A 16,763-nucleotide genomic window follows, 5' to 3' on the forward strand; every position below is an offset into this window, starting at 1 on the left:
AAATAACTTTATTAAGCCTTTATATTATATTATTATAGCAAATGGGAAAGAATAATCTACATTAAGTTAATTTGTTAATAAATTGTTATTAGAACATACAATTTACCACAATAGAAATATGATATAATATAAAAAAAAGTATATACTTTTATATTAAAAGGTGATATATTATTTATGAAAATCGTTTAATGTATACAATAATATATCTATGACAAAATAACAAAATATAGGGTTTTAGACACTTATTATGAATCAAAACTGATTACATATTATTTATAAAAATCTAAGGAGGAAATAATAATGAAAATATTAGTATTAAACTGTGGGAGTTCTTCATTAAAATATCAATTAATAGATATGAGTAATGAAGAAGTTTTATGTATAGGATTAGTTGAAAGAATAGGAATAGAAGGTTCTATACTTAAACATGAAAAAGCAGGAAAAGATGATAAATACATTGTTGAACAACCAATGAAAGACCATAAAGATGCAATAGCATTAGTGTTAGAAGCTGTTGCTCATCCAGAATTTGGTGCAGTTAAAGAAATGAAAGAAATAGATGCAGTAGGGCATAGAGTTGTTCATGCTGGAGAAAAATTTGCAACTTCAGTAGTAATAACTCCAGAAGTAGAAGAAGCTTTAAAAGAATGTATAGATTTAGCTCCACTTCATAATCCAGCAAACATAATGGGAATTGATGCTTGTAAAGCTATACTTCCAGATGTACCAATGGTAGGAGTATTTGATACTGCTTTCCATCAAACAATGCCTAAATCTTCATACTTATATGGTTTACCTCATGAATTATATACTAAATATGGAGTAAGAAGATATGGATTCCATGGAACTTCTCATAACTATGTATCTCAAAAAGCAGCAGAGATATTAGGAAAAGATATAAAAGACTTAAAAATAGTAACTTGTCACTTAGGAAATGGTGCTTCTATAGCTGCTGTTGATGGTGGAAGATGTATAGATACATCTATGGGATTCACTCCATTAGAAGGATTAATAATGGGAACTAGATGTGGAGATATAGACCCTGCTATATTACCTTTCTTAATGAGAAAAGAAGGTTTAGATGCTGATGGATTAGATAAATTAATGAACAAAGAATCTGGAGTATATGGAATGACTGGAATTTCTAGTGATTTCAGAGATATAGAAGATGCAGCTAAAAATGGAGATGAAAGAGCTCAAGCAACATTAGAAGCTTATGTTAAAAAAGTACAAAAGTATATAGGTGCTTATGCTGCTGAAATGAATGGATTAGATGTTGTAGTATTTACTGCTGGTGTAGGTGAAAATGGAAAAGCTATAAGAGCAGAGATAGCTTCTAATATGGAATTCTTAGGAATGAAATTAGATAAGGAAGCTAATGATGTTAGAGGAAAAGAAACAGTAATATCTACTGATGACTCTAAAGTAAAAATGCTTTTAATACCAACTAACGAAGAATTAATGATAGCTAGAGATACATTAAGATTAGTAAAATAATTTAATTAAACTTATGCCTATCAAGTAAAAATACTTGACAAACAAATGCTAGATTTGTATAATAAATTTGGTGATATGTTGAGGTGAACTTAATGAAAGTTAGCATAGAAAAAATAAATAGAAAAGAAACTGACAAAATAGACTTGAATTTTTGTGAAAAAATTGATACTATTAGTTATTGTGATGAGATTTACAAATTAGTATCACCTGTAAATTTAAAAGGTAAAGTATCAAAGACTAATAAAGGTTTATATCTAGATATAGATGTCAATTTTACAATTGTTGACAATTGTTCAAGATGTCTTAAAGAAGTAGAAATACCATTAGAGTATTCTATACAAGGTTTTTTAGTAAAAGAAGAAGATTATGATGAAGATGAATTTGAGGAATTTGATCCTTTTATATTCGATGGTGAAGAAATCGACCTTATTGATATAATAGAACAGACATTAGATTTTAATGTGCCTCATAAAGTTCTTTGTAGTGAAAACTGTAAAGGTCTTTGTCAAGGATGCGGAGCAAACTTAAATGAAGGAGAATGTTCTTGCAGTGAAATTACAAACGATGAGGAATACATAGATCCTCGTTTTGCTAAATTAAAAGATTTATTTAATTAAATTTTGACTAAGGAGGTGGCGTAAATGGCAGTACCAAAGCGTAAAACGTCTAAATCAAACACAAAAATGAGAAGAGCAGCTAACTCAAAGATGGAAGCAACAGGATTTGTAAGTTGCCCACAATGTCATGAGCCAAAATTACCACATAGAGTGTGTCCAGACTGTGGATATTATAAAGGTAAAGAAGTTGTATCTAAGTAATAGCTTCTAAAGAACATGTAGAGTATACTCTACATGTTTTTTTTGTACATATAAAAAAAGATGATTTACTAGAGAAATAAATGGATTTTATGCATATTAAAAATTAGAAAAATAATAATATAAGTATTGAAAATTTTTGTGTGTTACTATATACTACTATTAGTAGCTGGTACTAATTACAGCTATAAAATTTGGAGGGAACATGAAAAAGAAGAGTAAAGCCCAAAGACAACAAGAGCTTATAGATATGCTAAAGACTGATCCTTTTTATACTGATGAAGAATTATCAAGTTTGTTTAATGTGAGTATACAGACAATAAGATTAGATAGAATGAGTCTAAACATACCAGAGCTAAGAGAAAGAGTCAAATCAATAGCAGAAACTCAGAGTTCAAAAGTAAAGACTTTAGGAGTAAAGGAAATTACAGGCGAAATCATTGATTTATCTGTAGGGCAATTAGGTATATCTATGTTAGAAGTTACAGAGGACATGATTTACTCTAAAACTAATACTTTGAAAGATACGTATATATTTTCTCTAGCAGATTCATTAGCAATGGCTATAATAGATGCACCTAAAGTTATTATGAGAGTTGCAAATGTAAAATGTTTTAAGTTGATAGAACAACAAGACAGACTTATAGCAAAAGCAGAAGTGTATAGAAATATAGACAAAAAGCATTATGTAAAAGTTGTTATCAATAATAAAGCCCAAGAGCAAATATTTAGAGGGAAGTTTATCTTTGAAGAGTTAGATTAGGAGGAAAATCATGAAAATAGTAATAGATGGAATGGGTGGAGATAATGCACCAAAATCTAATGTAGAAGGCGCAGTAAATGCTATAAAAGAATATCAAGTAGATTTAATAATCACAGGATATAAAGATTTATTAGAAAAGGAATTTTCAAATTATGAATTTGATAGAAATAAACTAGAAATAGTTCATACTACTGAGATTATAGAAAATGAAGATAAACCAGTTAAGGCCATAAGAAGCAAAAAAGATTCATCTATGGTAGTAGCATTAAACCTCGTAAAAGAAGGTAAGGCAGATGCTATAATATCAGCTGGAAACACAGGAGCTTTACTTGCTGGTGGATTATTTGTAGTCGGTAGAATAAAAGGAATTGATAGACCTTGCTTATGCTCAGCAATACCAAATGTAAAGCGAGGAATGACACTTATAGCAGACTGCGGTGCGAATGCAGATTGTAAATCTAAGAATCTAGTTGAATTTGCAGCTATGAGTAATATTTACTCAAGAAAAGTGTTGGGACTTGAAAATCCTAAAGTGGCACTAGCAAATGTTGGACTAGAAGAAGGTAAAGGCAATGATTTAGTTAAAAAATCATATGAAGAAATTAAAAAATTAGATTTAAATTTTATAGGAAATGTAGAAGCTAGAGAGGTTATAAATGCATATACAGATATAATTATTTGTGATGGATTTACGGGTAATATATTACTTAAATCTGCTGAAGGGGTAGCTCTTTCAGTTATGAGTCTTATAAAGGAAACTTTTATGGCTAGTACAAAAAGCAAAATAGGAGCATTACTTATAAAAGATGATTTAAAGAAATTAAAGAGTTTTATAGATTATTCTGAGTATGGTGGAGCTCCACTTTTAGGATTAAATGGAGGAGTTATAAAGGCTCATGGTAGCTCTGATGCTAAAGCTATAAAAAATGCTATAAATCAAGGGATAAAATTTACAAAAGGAAAAGTTGTTGAGGATATCAATCAATTTATAAGTAAATATAATGAAGAAAATAAAAATAACGAAAATGAATAAACTCGTTTTGGAGGTTTAATATATAATGAATACAAAGGCTGGAATATTAGGTGTGGGAAGTTATCTACCTGAGAAATCATATGATAATTTTCACTTCGAAAAAATAATGGATACATCAGATGAGTGGATAAGCACTAGAACTGGTATTAAGGAAAGAAGGTTTGTAGAAGATAATGAGGCAACTTCTGACTTAGCATCTAAGGCTGCTTTAAAAGCTATAGAGTGTGCAAAGTTAAATGTAGAGGACATAGAGTTGATTATTTTGGCAACAATTACTCCTGATATGTCTTTGCCTTCAACTGCATGTATAGTACAAGAAGCAATAGGAGCAGTGAATGCTACTGCATTTGATATATCAGCAGCTTGTTCTGGATTTGTATATGGAGTAACTATTGCAAAGCAATTTGTGGAAACTGGTTGTTATAAAAATGTACTTGTAATAGGAGCAGAAACTTGCTCGAAGTTTCTAAACTACAATGATAGGTCAACAGCAGTACTATTTGGAGATGGTGCTGGAGCAGCTGTTATTGGGCCTGTAAGTGAAGGTGGAATCCTATCTACACATATGGGTTCTGATGGTAGGGGAAAAGACTGTTTAAAGATACCTGCTGGAGGTTCAAGACTTAGAGCAAGTAAAGATACTGTAGAATCTAATCTACATACAATAGAGATGGCAGGTAGCGATGTATTTAAGTTTGCAGTTAGAAAGATGGCAGAAACATCTTTAACAGCTCTTGAAAAAGCAAATTTAAATACAACTGATATAGACTATCTAATACCACATCAAGCTAATATAAGAATAATACAAGCCTCTTCTAAGAGATTAGGGATTGATATGAATAAGGTTTATGTAAATATAAATAAGTATGGAAATATGTCTGCTGCATCTATACCTGTTGCGTTAGATGAAGCATATAAAGAAGGAAAAATCAAAAAAGGCGATAATGTAGTTTTAGTTGGCTTTGGTGGAGGTCTAACTTGGGGAGCTTCAGTCGTTAAGTGGACTTTATAGTATAAAACATCTGAAATTCTTTAATTAACAAAATTAGCTTTATCTAAAAATTAAAGTTAATTTACAATAAAAAGTTTACTTTTATGATTTTAAGTGAAGGAGAATGATATGAATAAAATTTGCAAACTGTTAAATATAAAATACCCAGTTATCCAAGGGGGAATGGCATGGGTAGCTACTGCATCATTAGCAAGTGCTGTATCTAATGCAGGTGGACTTGGAATAATAGCAGCAGGAAATGCACCAAAAGAAGCTATAAAGGAAGAGATTGTTAAATGTAAAGAATTAACAGATAAACCTTTTGGTGTAAATGTAATGCTTATGTCACCATTTGTAGATGATATAATAGATTTAATTATAGAAGAAAAGGTTCAAGTTATTACTACTGGTGCTGGAAATCCTGCAAAGTATATGGACAGATTAAAAGAAGCTGGAACAAAAGTTATACCTGTAGTACCAACAATAGCTTTAGCACAGAGAATGGAAAAGTTAGGAGCTACAGCAGTAATAGCTGAAGGTACAGAAGGTGGAGGACACATAGGAGAACTTACTACTATGGTTTTAGTTCCACAAGTTGCTGATGCTGTTAATATACCTGTAATAGCAGCAGGTGGTATTGTAGATGGTAGAGGTATTGTTGCTTCATTTGCACTAGGTGCTAATGCAGTTCAAGTAGGAACTAGATTTATTTGTAGTGAAGAGTGTGCTGTACATTTAAACTATAAAGAATTAGTATTAAAAGCAAAAGATAGAGATGCAATTGTTACAGGAAGAAGTACAGGTCATCCAGTAAGAACATTAAAAAATAAATTATCGAAAGAATTCTTAAAGATGGAACAAAATGGAGCTACTCCTGAAGAATTAGACAAAAAAGGTACAGGTGCTTTAAGGTTTGCAACAGTAGATGGAGATATAGAAAAAGGTTCATTTATGGCAGGTCAAAGTGCTGCTATGGTAAAAAAAATAACACCTTGTAAAGAAATTATAGAAACTATGGTAAATCAAGCAAAAGAGATTATGCCAGGCATAGAACTGTAAATCAGGAGGAGCATGATGGGAAAAGTTGCACTAGTATTTCCTGGTCAAGGAGCCCAATATGTAGGGATGGCTAAGGATTTATATGAAAATAACGAGGTTGCTAAAAATGTAATAGATGAGGCTTGTAGTGCCTTAAATATAGATTTAAAAAAACTTATGTTTGAGGGTAGTGAAGAAGAACTTTCTAAAACTGAAAATACTCAACCAGCTATGGTTACACATAGTGTAGCTGTACTAAAAGCAATACAATCAAAAATAGATTTAAAGTATGATGCATGTTTAGGTTTATCTTTAGGAGAATATAGCGCACTAGTTGCAGCAGATGCAATTGATTTTAAAGATGCTGTATGCCTAGTTAAAAAAAGAGGTAAATTTATGCAGGAAACAGTGCCAACAGGGGTTGGAGCTATGGCAGCTATTTTAGGTTTAGATAGAGAAATATTAGGCAATGTTGTAAAAGATATACAAGGAGGGATTGTAGAAGTAGCAAATTACAATTCTCCTGGTCAGATAGTTATATCTGGTGAAAATGAAAAGATAGAAGAAGCAATGGTAAAATGTAAAGAAGCAGGAGCAAAAAGAGCTGTTAAATTAAATGTAAGTGGACCTTTCCACTCATCAATGCTAAGAGAAGCTGGATTAAAACTAGCTAGTGAATTAGACAAAGTTAATATAACTAAGCCTAAAGTTGATGTAGTAGCAAATGTAAATGCAGATTACTATGAAAATGAAGGTAAAGACTTGCTTATAAAACAAGTAAGCTCTTCTGTACTTTGGGAAGATTCTATAGAAAGATTATTAAATGATGGTTATGATACTTTTATAGAAATGGGACCAGGAAAAACTTTAAAAGCATTTATTAAAAAGATAGCATCTAATAAAAAAGCAAGTGTGAATATTTACAATATAGATGGTATAGATTCTTTAAATGAATTTGTACAAGATTATGGAAATGGAGAGATATAATGATAAATCTTACAGGACAAGTAGCAATTGTTACTGGTGGCTCTAGAGGTATAGGGAAAGAGATAGCAAAGAAACTAGCATCTCTTGGGGCTGATTTAGTAATCAATTATACTTCTAAAGAGGATGAAGCCCTAAAAACTAAAAGTGAAATAGAAGGTATGGGTGTAAAATGTACTTCTATAAAATGTGATGTATCTAAATCTGATGAAGTAAATCAAATGATGGACTCTGTCATAAAAGAGTTTGGAAAAATTGATATATTGGTTAATAATGCAGGTATAACTAAAGATGCATTACTTATGAGAATGAAAGAAGAAGATTTTGATAGAGTCATAGATATAAATTTAAAAGGTGTATTTAATTGTACAAAAGCAGTTATTAAACCTATGATGAAAAAGAAATATGGTAGAATAATAAATATGACTTCAGTAGTTGGAATCATGGGAAATGCAGGTCAAACTAATTACTGTGCATCAAAAGCTGGTGTTATAGGATTTACAAAATCTTCTGCAAGAGAAGTAGCATCAAGAAATATAAATATAAATGCAGTAGCACCAGGATTCATAGAAACAGATATGACTAAAGTACTAAGTGATGATGTAAAAGAATCAACACTATTAAATATACCAAAAAAATCTTATGGTAAACCAGAAGATGTAGCCAATGCTGTAGCATTTTTAGTTAGTGATATGTCAAGTTATATAACAGGACAAGTGTTAAATGTAGATGGCGGAATGGTAATGCAATAATAAAAAATAATACTTTAAAAAGTAGAGAAATCTATTTAAAATAAAAATTAAAATAAAAAATCTTAGGAGGAACACAATGTTTAATAAAGTTGTAGCAATAATAATAGAACAATTAGGAGTAGAGGATAAAGAAATAACTATGGAAACATCATTAATGAAAGATTTAGAAGCAGATTCATTAGATGCAGTAGAAATAATAATGGCACTTGAAGATGAATTTGGTATAGAAATACCAGATACAGAAGCAGAAAACTTCAAATCTATAGGGGACATAGTTAACTATATAGAAGCTAATAAATAGTCGAGCTTTAAAAAAGTGGAGGTATCAGATGAATAAAAGAGTAGTAATAACGGGACTTGGATGTGTTACACCATTGGGAACAGGAAAAGAAGAGTTCTGGAACAATATAAAATCTGGAGTATCTGGTATAGATAAAATAACTAATTTTGATGCTAGCACATATCAAACTCAAATAGCAGGAGAAGTTAAAAATTTTCATCCAGAGGAATATATAAGCAAAAAAGAATTAAAGAGATTAGATAAATTTGCTCAATTTGCAATAGTTTCTGCAAAATTAGCAGTTGAAGATGCAAATCTTGATTTAGATAAAGTTGATAGAGAACGTGTAGGAGTTATAATAGGTTCTGGTATAGGTGGAGTTGAAGCAATAGAAACTCAGCATAAAATTCTTTTGGAAAAAGGAAATAAAAGGGTAAGTTCACTATTTGTACCTATGATGATAGGAAACATGGCAGCTGGTCAAGTTTCAATATTTTTAGGAGCAAAAGGACCTAATACTAATGTATGTACAGCTTGTGCATCAGGAACTCATTCAATAGGTGATGCCTTTAAGGTTATACAAAGAGGAGATGCAGATATTATGGTAGCAGGAGGCTCTGAAGCTGCTGTAACAGGGCTTGCATTTGCTGGATTCTGTAATATGAAGGCTATGTCAACTAGAAATGATGACCCTAAAACTGCATCACGCCCATTTGATAAGGACAGAGATGGATTTGTAATGGGAGAAGGAGCAGGTATTGTTATATTAGAGGACTTAGAACATGCTTTAGCAAGGGGTGCAAAAATATATGCAGAAGTAGTAGGATATGGTTTAACTGCTGATGCATATCATATGACAACTCCAGCTGAAAATGGAGAAGGAGCAGCTAGGTCCATGAATAGGGCTTTAAAAGATGGAAATGTTCCACTAGAAGAAGTCGATTATATAAATGCTCATGGAACTTCAACTTATTATAATGACCTATATGAAACTATGGCTATAAAAACTGTATTTGGAGAAAATGCATATAATTTATGTGTATCATCAACAAAATCTATGACTGGTCATTTATTAGGAGCATCAGGTGCAATAGAAGCAGTTGTTTGTGCAATGAGTATAGAAGATAATTTTGTACCTCCAACTATAAATATACAAGAAGTTGGCGAAGATTTAGATTTAGATTATGTTCCAAATAAAGGTAAAGAAAAAGATATTAGATATGCACTATCAAATTCTTTAGGTTTTGGTGGACATAATGCTACAATTGTACTAAAAAAATATGTATAAATAAATCACAAATATTGAAAATAGAATTAAAAAACAAGCACTTGTTTTTAACTTTATAAGTTTATATTAACTAAATTAAAAGTTCCCTAAATTAGACATTTATTCTAATTTAGGGAACTTTTTTATTAAAATTTAATTCTAGCACATGTTGTAAATCATTTTGATATATTGTATCATAAATTATTGAGAGGTTATATACATGCAAGTTTTTATTCTACAATACACAGAAGGAGGGCTAAAATTTTGAATTTTAGACTACCAAAAAAAAGGTTACCCAAAAAGATAATTTTTATAGCTATAATACTTATTAGTATTATTTTGTTTATAGGATATGACCAAAATGGACTTAAAGAAAGAGAAATTATAAATAAGGGAAAATATATGTCTGAAAGTCTTGTGTCGGATAAGAAGTATGATGAAGCAAAGAAAGTGGTCAAAACTTCTTTTGAATCTATCCCAGAAAAAAAATACAATAAAGTATATAATGAAGTGTGGGATATGTTAAAGACTATTTCATATGTGCCAGATGGAACGAAGATAGTTATTGATTCGTTAGAAAAGATGAGAACATCAGATGTAAAGTTATCCGATGAATGTAGATTTAGTATAGAAAAAAGACTAGCATCAGTGTACATAATGGATAATAATTATTCTAGAGCAGTAGACTTAACTGTAAAGTCTATAAAATTGGCTGAGAAATTAGGGGATAATTATGAAAAAGCAAGACTAGATGTTGATTTGGCGAGCATACTTTTAAAGGTAGGTGGATATGAAACAGCAGAAAAATTAATAAAGGATTCTTTTAAGATAGATGTTGATGAAGATGAAAAAAATGGAATGGTTAGATTATATGCTCTTATAAATTTAGCAGAAATATATGTAGAGTTGGGAGAATATGATAAAGCTATTGAGACATGTAGCAATGTAAAAGACTATAAGAAGTTTGTAAACATAGATGATTACAATGATTTTGAAATAATGGCTTCTATAATGCAGGCAAATGCATATGTAGGAAAAAATGATATATCAAAGGCAAAGACTCTTTTAGAAAGAGCTAATTATCTTATAAAATATGATAAATCAGTTCACATATTAGATAAAGATATGTATTATTATATGGCAATGGGAAATTTGGAATATAAAAGTAAAAATTATGATTCTGCAATAGATAATTATAAAAAAAGTCTAGAGATATCTACTAAAAGAAAGTTAACTCAAGAGAAAATAAAAACTTTAAATGAAATATTAAATATATATGAGAAACAAGGGAATGTAAACTCTGTAAATAAGTATCAGAAGATATTAATAAATGAGTATAAGGAGAACAAAAGTATAAGAGATTCAGAAATTAGCTTTTATATAATTGACAAGGTATCACGTGAAAGTGAGTTTTTTGAAAAAAATAAAAAAGAAATTAAATCTTATAAAATATTATTTAGTGTAATTTTAATTATTACATTGGGTTCTACTTTTTTATATACTAGACTGAAATACTTTAAAGCACAAAATTTACATGATGGACTTACAAATGTTTATAATAGGAAAAGTTTTGATATTATGTATAATAAATACAAAGAAAAAGATGATAACTTTGCACTTGTAATGATAGATATAGATAATTTTAAACTTATAAATGATAATTATGGACATAAATTTGGAGATGTTGTCATAAAGGGTATAGTAAATACTATTTGTGTTATGCTCGAGCAAGAAGATAAAGTATTTAGATATGGTGGAGAAGAGTTTTCTGTATTAATAAGAGATAAGTCTGGAGAAGAAGTGTTTGATATAATTGACAATATAAGAAATGCAATTGCAAATAAAAAATGGAGTGAAGAGGTAACTGTAACTATAAGTGCAGGTATATCCCATATCTCTGACAGCAAAAATATATTAGAAGAAGCAGATAAAAATCTATATAAAGCAAAACAGCTTGGAAGAAATAAAGTAGTGTACAAATAATTGTATATTATATAGATATGAGGTATAAATATGAAACAATCAATAGCTATAGTAACTGATAAGATAACTAAATTATCATCTTTCTTGGAAGAAAATATACGATTGGTTTTAGGAAACTATCTTGATATAAATCACTATTATTTAGAAAATTTGAAAGATGATGATAAAATACAAGGCGATTTTGTTTTAGTAATGAATGATGATAGATTAAATAGCATGAGAAAGCATTTAGTACAAGATAGTAAAATTATAGTTGTGAGAAGAACCTTTAAAGAAAAAGAAATATATGGATTGTTTTCAATACCATATGGAACAGAAGTGTTAGTTGTAAATGATACAAAAGAAACTACACTAGAGACAATAAGTCTATTTTATAAGATAGGAGTAAAAAATTTAAAGCTTACTCCATATATTGAAGGCCAAACTTATGAAAATATAGATATAGCCATAACGCCTGGAGTAACCCAAAAAGTACCAAATTATATAAATAAGGTAATTGATTTAGGAAATAGGTGCATTGATATATCTACTTTTATAGAAATAATAAATGGTCTTAAAATTGATGTCAAGGAAATAAGGAAAAATCTGATGGCATATTCTGAACGTCTAATAAGTTTAGATAATGGTGTCAAAGACAATTATAGACAATTATTTCTAAAAATAGAAGAACAAGATGTTATATTGAATTTGTCAAAGGATGGAATAATATTTACTTCAATAGATGGTGTTGTAAATACATTTAATAAAGAAGTGTTAAAAATTTTAGGTATAGACAGAAATATACGAGGAAAAAACATAAGAGATATTATCTCTAAAGATTTGCAGATTCTACTTGAAGATAAAGAGATTATCGATGAAGTTGTATTTACAAATAAGAAATATATAAATGTAAATAAAAAAAATATATTTTCTATGGGTAATAAAGCTGGTATATACTACAATTTACAAGAGATAACATATATAAAAAAATTAGAACAAAATCTTACTAATAAATTAAGAGAGCAAGGGCAAATAGCAAAGTACACATTTAAAGATATAAAAACTAAGAATAAAAAGATGACAAAGTGTATAGAGTTAGCTAAAAAAATATCTAAATCAGATCTCTCTGTTTTAATAATAGGAGAAAGTGGAACTGGTAAAGAATTATTATCCCAATCAATTCATAATAATTCTAATAGAAGTAATCAGCCCTTTATAGCAGTTAATTGTGCTGCAGTTCCAGATAGCTTATTAGAAAGCCAGTTATTCGGCTATGAAAAAGGTTCTTTTACAGGAGCATTAAGAGAAGGGAAAAAGGGTTTATTTGAACTTGCAAATAATGGAACTATATTTTTAGATGAGATTGGAGATATGCCTCCATTATTGCAGACAAAGTTACTTAGAGTACTTCAAGAAAAACAAGTTATGCCTATAGGTTCTCATAATGTTATAAATATAGATGTTAGAATTATAGCTGCAACAAATAAAAATTTACCTAAAATGATTAGAGAAGGTAAATTTAGAGAAGATTTGTATTATAGGCTGAATGTACTACCAATAGATATACCATCATTAAGGTATAGAAAAGAAGATATAATAACTCTTATGAACTTCTTTTTGGAAAAGAACATAAAAATTTCTCCTGAAGTTGAGGTTATTCTAGAAAAATACAATTGGCCAGGAAATATAAGAGAGTTACAAAATGTTGCTTCTTATGTAAGTTTAATGTGTGAGAGTATGGTTTTTAAAGATGACCTTCCACCCTATATAAAGACCGAATATATTAGTAGTTTTGATGACGGGGTTAGTTATACAAAAAAAGAATTTGAATATATACTTAGAATACTATATGAAAGAAAAGATTTAACTTCTGGAGTTGGAAGAGGTTTTATAATAGAAAAACTTACAGAGGAAGGTATTGAAATATCTGAAAGTAAAGTAAGAAAAGTATTGTCTTATTTGAGTGAGTGTGGATACATATCATCTAAATCTGGAAGATGTGGAAGTCAAATAACACAAGAAGGTATAAAGTTTTACAACAATATAAATTAAATATAAATAGGTTTAGACAATAGGTTTAGATAGGTAATAGGTTATAAGTAAATAACCCATTACCTATTTTTATTTGCAAAAAAATTTGTATTTATAGCTAGAAATAAAAAAATATTTGATGGAACCATTGTGAATACTTGATAAATAATAAATAAACGTAAAGTATAAATTTTGGCATATATATTGCTAATTATAGAGATAAGACAACAAAATAATTGGGAGGTTTAATTATGAAATACAAAACAACAGGGACTTGTGCTACAGAAATTGAATTTGAGGTAAAAGATGACAAAGTTACAAATGTAAATTTTGTTGGTGGATGTGATGGAAATTTAAAAGGATTAAAAGTATTAGTTGAAGGTATGAATATAGAAAATGTAATTCAAAAACTAAAAGGAATAGAGTGCAAAACAAAACCAACATCTTGTCCAGACCAACTTTCTCTAGCACTAGAGAGTTATATAAATAAAAAATAAGTACATAAAACAATCAACTAGTTAGGAGTTTAATTATGAAACCAATAATAGGTATTTTAGGAAATCTGATAATAATGGAAAATGGAATGTTTCCTGGGCTTGAAAGATCCTATGTAAATAATGATTATATAAATGCAGTATTAAAGGGAGGAGGTAGCCCAGTTATTATTCCAGTAAATACAGATAGAAAAGTTATAAAGAGACAGATTGAGATGGTTGATGGAGTTTTAATATCTGGAGGATGGGATGTTAATCCTCAATTATATGGTGAAGAAACAAGAGAAGAAACAACATTTATATATCCTGAAGTAGATGAATTTGATTTAATTGCTATAAGTATAGCTTTAGAACTTAAAAAGCCAATACTAGGTATATGTAGAGGGCTACAAATATTAAATGTAAGTCTAGGTGGAACTTTATATCAAGATAATAATCTTGTTGAAGGAAGTTACATAAAACATACACAATCTTCTAAAAGACATGTAGCTACTCATAAGGTAGATGTTCAAGAAGGAAGTATTTTAGAAGGTATTTTAGGAAAACAATTACTTACTAATAGTTATCATCATCAAAGTATTAAACAACTTGGTAAAGGATTAAAAGCCATAGCATACTCAAAAGATGGTATAATAGAAGCTATTGAAAAAGAGGATGAAAATTTTGTAGTAGGAATACAGTGGCATCCAGAAATGATGGTAGATTATTGTAATAAAATGGAAAATTTGTTTAAATATTTTGTAAATATTTGTTCAACTTTATAATATACCTTGGAGGGATTAAACATGAACGAAAAAAATAAAATGGGATTAATAAGTATTATACTTTTAGGTATTAATGCAGTTGTAGGAGCGGGAGTTTTCCTATTACCAGGAAACGCAATGAAAGCATTTGGTGTTGCAAGTATATTTGTATATATGTTTGATATGTTATTGGTTTTATCTATGGCGTTTTGTTTTGCTGAAGTGGCAGGTAAATTTAATAAAAATGGTGCTGCATATGTGTATACCAAAGAAGCGTTTGGAGATTTTTTTGGATTTGAAGTAGGTCTTATGAAATGGGTAATAGGATGTATTTCTTGGGGAGCATTAATAGTAGGTTTTCCTACATCTTTATCAGCAGTATGGGCTCCTGCAGGTGACCCACATATACAAAAAATTATAATAGTAGCTATGATAGTTGGGCTTACAATTATAAATTTATTAGGTGTATCTTTATCAAAAATTGTACAAAATGTTATAACAGTAGGTAAACTAATTCCATTGGTATTATTTATAGTGATAGGTGTATTTTTTATAAAAGGAGCTAATTTTACTAATTCAACAATGGTACCACCAGGAGCAGGAGTTACAGAATTTGGAGCAGCAGCACTTTTAATGTTTTATTCATTTACAGGGTTTGAATCTATAGCAGTGGCAGCAGAAGATATGGAGAATCCTCAAAAAAATATACCTATAGCAATTATAAGTGTAATAGTAATTGCATCAATAATATATATATTAAATCAAGTTGTGTGTGTTGGTATATTAGGAGATAAATTATCTAGTACAGCTACCCCTGTTGCAGATGCGGCGAGAATATGTTTTGGAAATATGGGAGCAGGATTAGTTACTTTTGGTACATTAGTTTCTGTTGGTGGAATTTGTATGTGTGGTGCTTTTGTAAATCCAAGAAGCTGTGTAGCCTTAGCTGATGACAAGATGTTACCAAGAATGTTTGCAAGAAAAGATAAAAATGGTACACCATATGTAGCGATAATAGCAACTATGATAATTACTATACCAATAGCTTTGTCTGGAAGTTTTGCTGAATTAGCAGCAATAAGCGCAGTTGCCAGATTTATACAATATATACCTACTTCTTTATCAGTATTAGTATTTAGAAAGAAAAGACCAGAATTAGTAGGAACTTTTAAAACTCCATTTGGAGCAGTAATTCCTTTAATTGCAGTGTGTGTTGGTACATGGTTACTATTCCAAGCGTCTATGCACCAATTAGTTATGGGATTAGGAGCATTAGCAGTTGGAGTACCACTATACTTTATAATGAAGTCTTATAATAGAAAGGTTTATGGAGAAGATTTAAAGAAAGTTATTTAAATTATATTGTAAATATTATTTGACTAACAGAGTAATATTATCAAAAAATTAAATATAAACAAATATATATAAGGTTATATTAAAATATTATTAAATTTTTATTTTAGTATAACCTTATATTGTTATTAATACATGAAAAATATTGTAATAGAGGTAAAATAATAGTATTATGTTTATTAGATAAAAAACTTGTTAGGAGGTAAATTTATGTCAGCAATAACTTTAAAGAATGGTATAGAAGTATCTATTAGAGAAGGTGTAAAAGAAGATGCCCAAGCTATTATAGATTTTTATAATGAAGTAGGCGGGGAAACTCATTTTCTTTCATTTGGGAAAGATGAATATAAAATATCTTTAGAAGACCAAGAAAATTCTATAGAATCAGCAAAAGCGTCTGATAACTCAATAAAATTAATCGCATTTATAGATGGAGAGATAGCTGGTATTGCTACAATTGATTCCAACCAAAAAGCAAAAGGAAAGCATGTTGGAGTTTTAGGAATTGTTGTTAAAGAAAAATACTGGGGAGCTGGATTAGGTAAAAGACTTATGTTAGACCTTATAGAATGGTGTAAATCAAATGGAATAACTAAGAAAATAACTCTTGTTACTAATGAAGAAAATCATAATGCTATAGAATTATACAAAAGAGTTGGATTTGAAGTAGAAAGTATATTAAAGAAAGAGTGTTATTATAATGGTGTTTATACTGATTTAATAGGTATGTCACTTTTATTAGGAATATAATTAGTGTACA

The 16,763-nt window shown here is 29.5% G+C and carries 17 protein-coding genes; all 17 read left to right on the forward strand.

The features are described 5' to 3' along the window. Window positions 1–300: 300 nt before the first annotated feature. A complete protein-coding gene (locus tag KGF46_RS00575; protein ID WP_227827090.1) occupies window positions 301–1,497 on the forward strand; it encodes an acetate/propionate family kinase in 1,197 nt (398 codons plus the stop codon). Window positions 1,498–1,589: 92 nt separating this feature from the next. Continuing rightward, on the forward strand, window positions 1,590–2,114 hold the full coding sequence (locus KGF46_RS00580) for a YceD family protein (RefSeq protein ID WP_227482193.1): 525 nt from the start codon (window positions 1,590–1,592) through the stop codon (window positions 2,112–2,114). Window positions 2,115–2,138: 24 nt separating this feature from the next. After that, the gene (gene rpmF, locus KGF46_RS00585) at window positions 2,139–2,315 is read left to right on the forward strand and encodes a 50S ribosomal protein L32 (RefSeq protein WP_003419113.1); all 177 of its coding nucleotides are present in this window, start codon (window positions 2,139–2,141) and stop codon (window positions 2,313–2,315) included. Between the two features lie 202 nt (window positions 2,316–2,517). Then, window positions 2,518–3,075, forward strand: a complete 558-nt coding sequence (fapR, locus tag KGF46_RS00590; protein ID WP_227434100.1) for a transcription factor FapR — start codon at window positions 2,518–2,520, stop codon at window positions 3,073–3,075. A gap of 10 nt (window positions 3,076–3,085) precedes the next feature. Then, window positions 3,086–4,108: a phosphate acyltransferase PlsX gene (plsX, locus tag KGF46_RS00595; RefSeq protein WP_227850143.1), complete on the forward strand. Its 1,023-nt coding sequence runs from the start codon at window positions 3,086–3,088 to the stop codon at window positions 4,106–4,108. Between the two features lie 25 nt (window positions 4,109–4,133). Then, on the forward strand, window positions 4,134–5,120 hold the full coding sequence (locus KGF46_RS00600; RefSeq protein WP_227827092.1) for a beta-ketoacyl-ACP synthase III: 987 nt from the start codon (window positions 4,134–4,136) through the stop codon (window positions 5,118–5,120). Window positions 5,121–5,228: 108 nt separating this feature from the next. Continuing rightward, window positions 5,229–6,158: an enoyl-[acyl-carrier-protein] reductase FabK gene (fabK, locus tag KGF46_RS00605; RefSeq protein WP_227827093.1), complete on the forward strand. Its 930-nt coding sequence runs from the start codon at window positions 5,229–5,231 to the stop codon at window positions 6,156–6,158. 15 nt (window positions 6,159–6,173) lie between these two features. Beyond that, a complete protein-coding gene (fabD, locus tag KGF46_RS00610; RefSeq protein ID WP_227827094.1) occupies window positions 6,174–7,124 on the forward strand; it encodes an ACP S-malonyltransferase in 951 nt (316 codons plus the stop codon). Beyond that, window positions 7,124–7,873, forward strand: coding sequence for a 3-oxoacyl-[acyl-carrier-protein] reductase (fabG, locus tag KGF46_RS00615; RefSeq protein WP_227827095.1), 750 nt, complete (start codon window positions 7,124–7,126; stop codon window positions 7,871–7,873). The genes fabD and fabG overlap by 1 nt, the downstream gene beginning before the upstream one ends. A gap of 76 nt (window positions 7,874–7,949) precedes the next feature. Then, entirely contained in the window at window positions 7,950–8,174 is a 225-nt protein-coding gene (gene acpP, locus KGF46_RS00620; protein WP_227827096.1) for an acyl carrier protein, read from the forward strand. Window positions 8,175–8,202: 28 nt separating this feature from the next. Further along, on the forward strand, window positions 8,203–9,441 hold the full coding sequence (gene fabF / locus KGF46_RS00625) for a beta-ketoacyl-ACP synthase II (RefSeq protein ID WP_227827097.1): 1,239 nt from the start codon (window positions 8,203–8,205) through the stop codon (window positions 9,439–9,441). A 243-nt stretch (window positions 9,442–9,684) separates the two neighbouring features. Further along, window positions 9,685–11,403 (forward strand): diguanylate cyclase, encoded by a 1,719-nt coding sequence (locus tag KGF46_RS00630; RefSeq protein ID WP_227827098.1) that lies wholly within the window; start codon window positions 9,685–9,687, stop codon window positions 11,401–11,403. Between the two features lie 30 nt (window positions 11,404–11,433). Then, a complete protein-coding gene (locus KGF46_RS00635) occupies window positions 11,434–13,434 on the forward strand; it encodes a sigma 54-interacting transcriptional regulator (RefSeq protein ID WP_227841983.1) in 2,001 nt (666 codons plus the stop codon). Window positions 13,435–13,664: 230 nt separating this feature from the next. Further along, complete coding sequence (locus KGF46_RS00640; RefSeq protein WP_227827100.1) at window positions 13,665–13,910, forward strand: TIGR03905 family TSCPD domain-containing protein; 246 nt, start codon at window positions 13,665–13,667, stop codon at window positions 13,908–13,910. Between the two features lie 35 nt (window positions 13,911–13,945). After that, window positions 13,946–14,671, forward strand: a complete 726-nt coding sequence (locus KGF46_RS00645; protein WP_227827101.1) for a gamma-glutamyl-gamma-aminobutyrate hydrolase family protein — start codon at window positions 13,946–13,948, stop codon at window positions 14,669–14,671. 21 nt (window positions 14,672–14,692) lie between these two features. Continuing rightward, window positions 14,693–16,006, forward strand: coding sequence for an APC family permease (locus KGF46_RS00650; protein WP_227827102.1), 1,314 nt, complete (start codon window positions 14,693–14,695; stop codon window positions 16,004–16,006). 207 nt (window positions 16,007–16,213) lie between these two features. After that, entirely contained in the window at window positions 16,214–16,753 is a 540-nt protein-coding gene (locus tag KGF46_RS00655; RefSeq protein ID WP_227827103.1) for a GNAT family N-acetyltransferase, read from the forward strand. The last annotated feature ends 10 nt before the right edge of the window (window positions 16,754–16,763 follow it).

The organism is Clostridioides sp. ZZV14-6153, from assembly GCF_020657855.1.
Classification (GTDB): domain Bacteria; phylum Bacillota; class Clostridia; order Peptostreptococcales; family Peptostreptococcaceae; genus Clostridioides.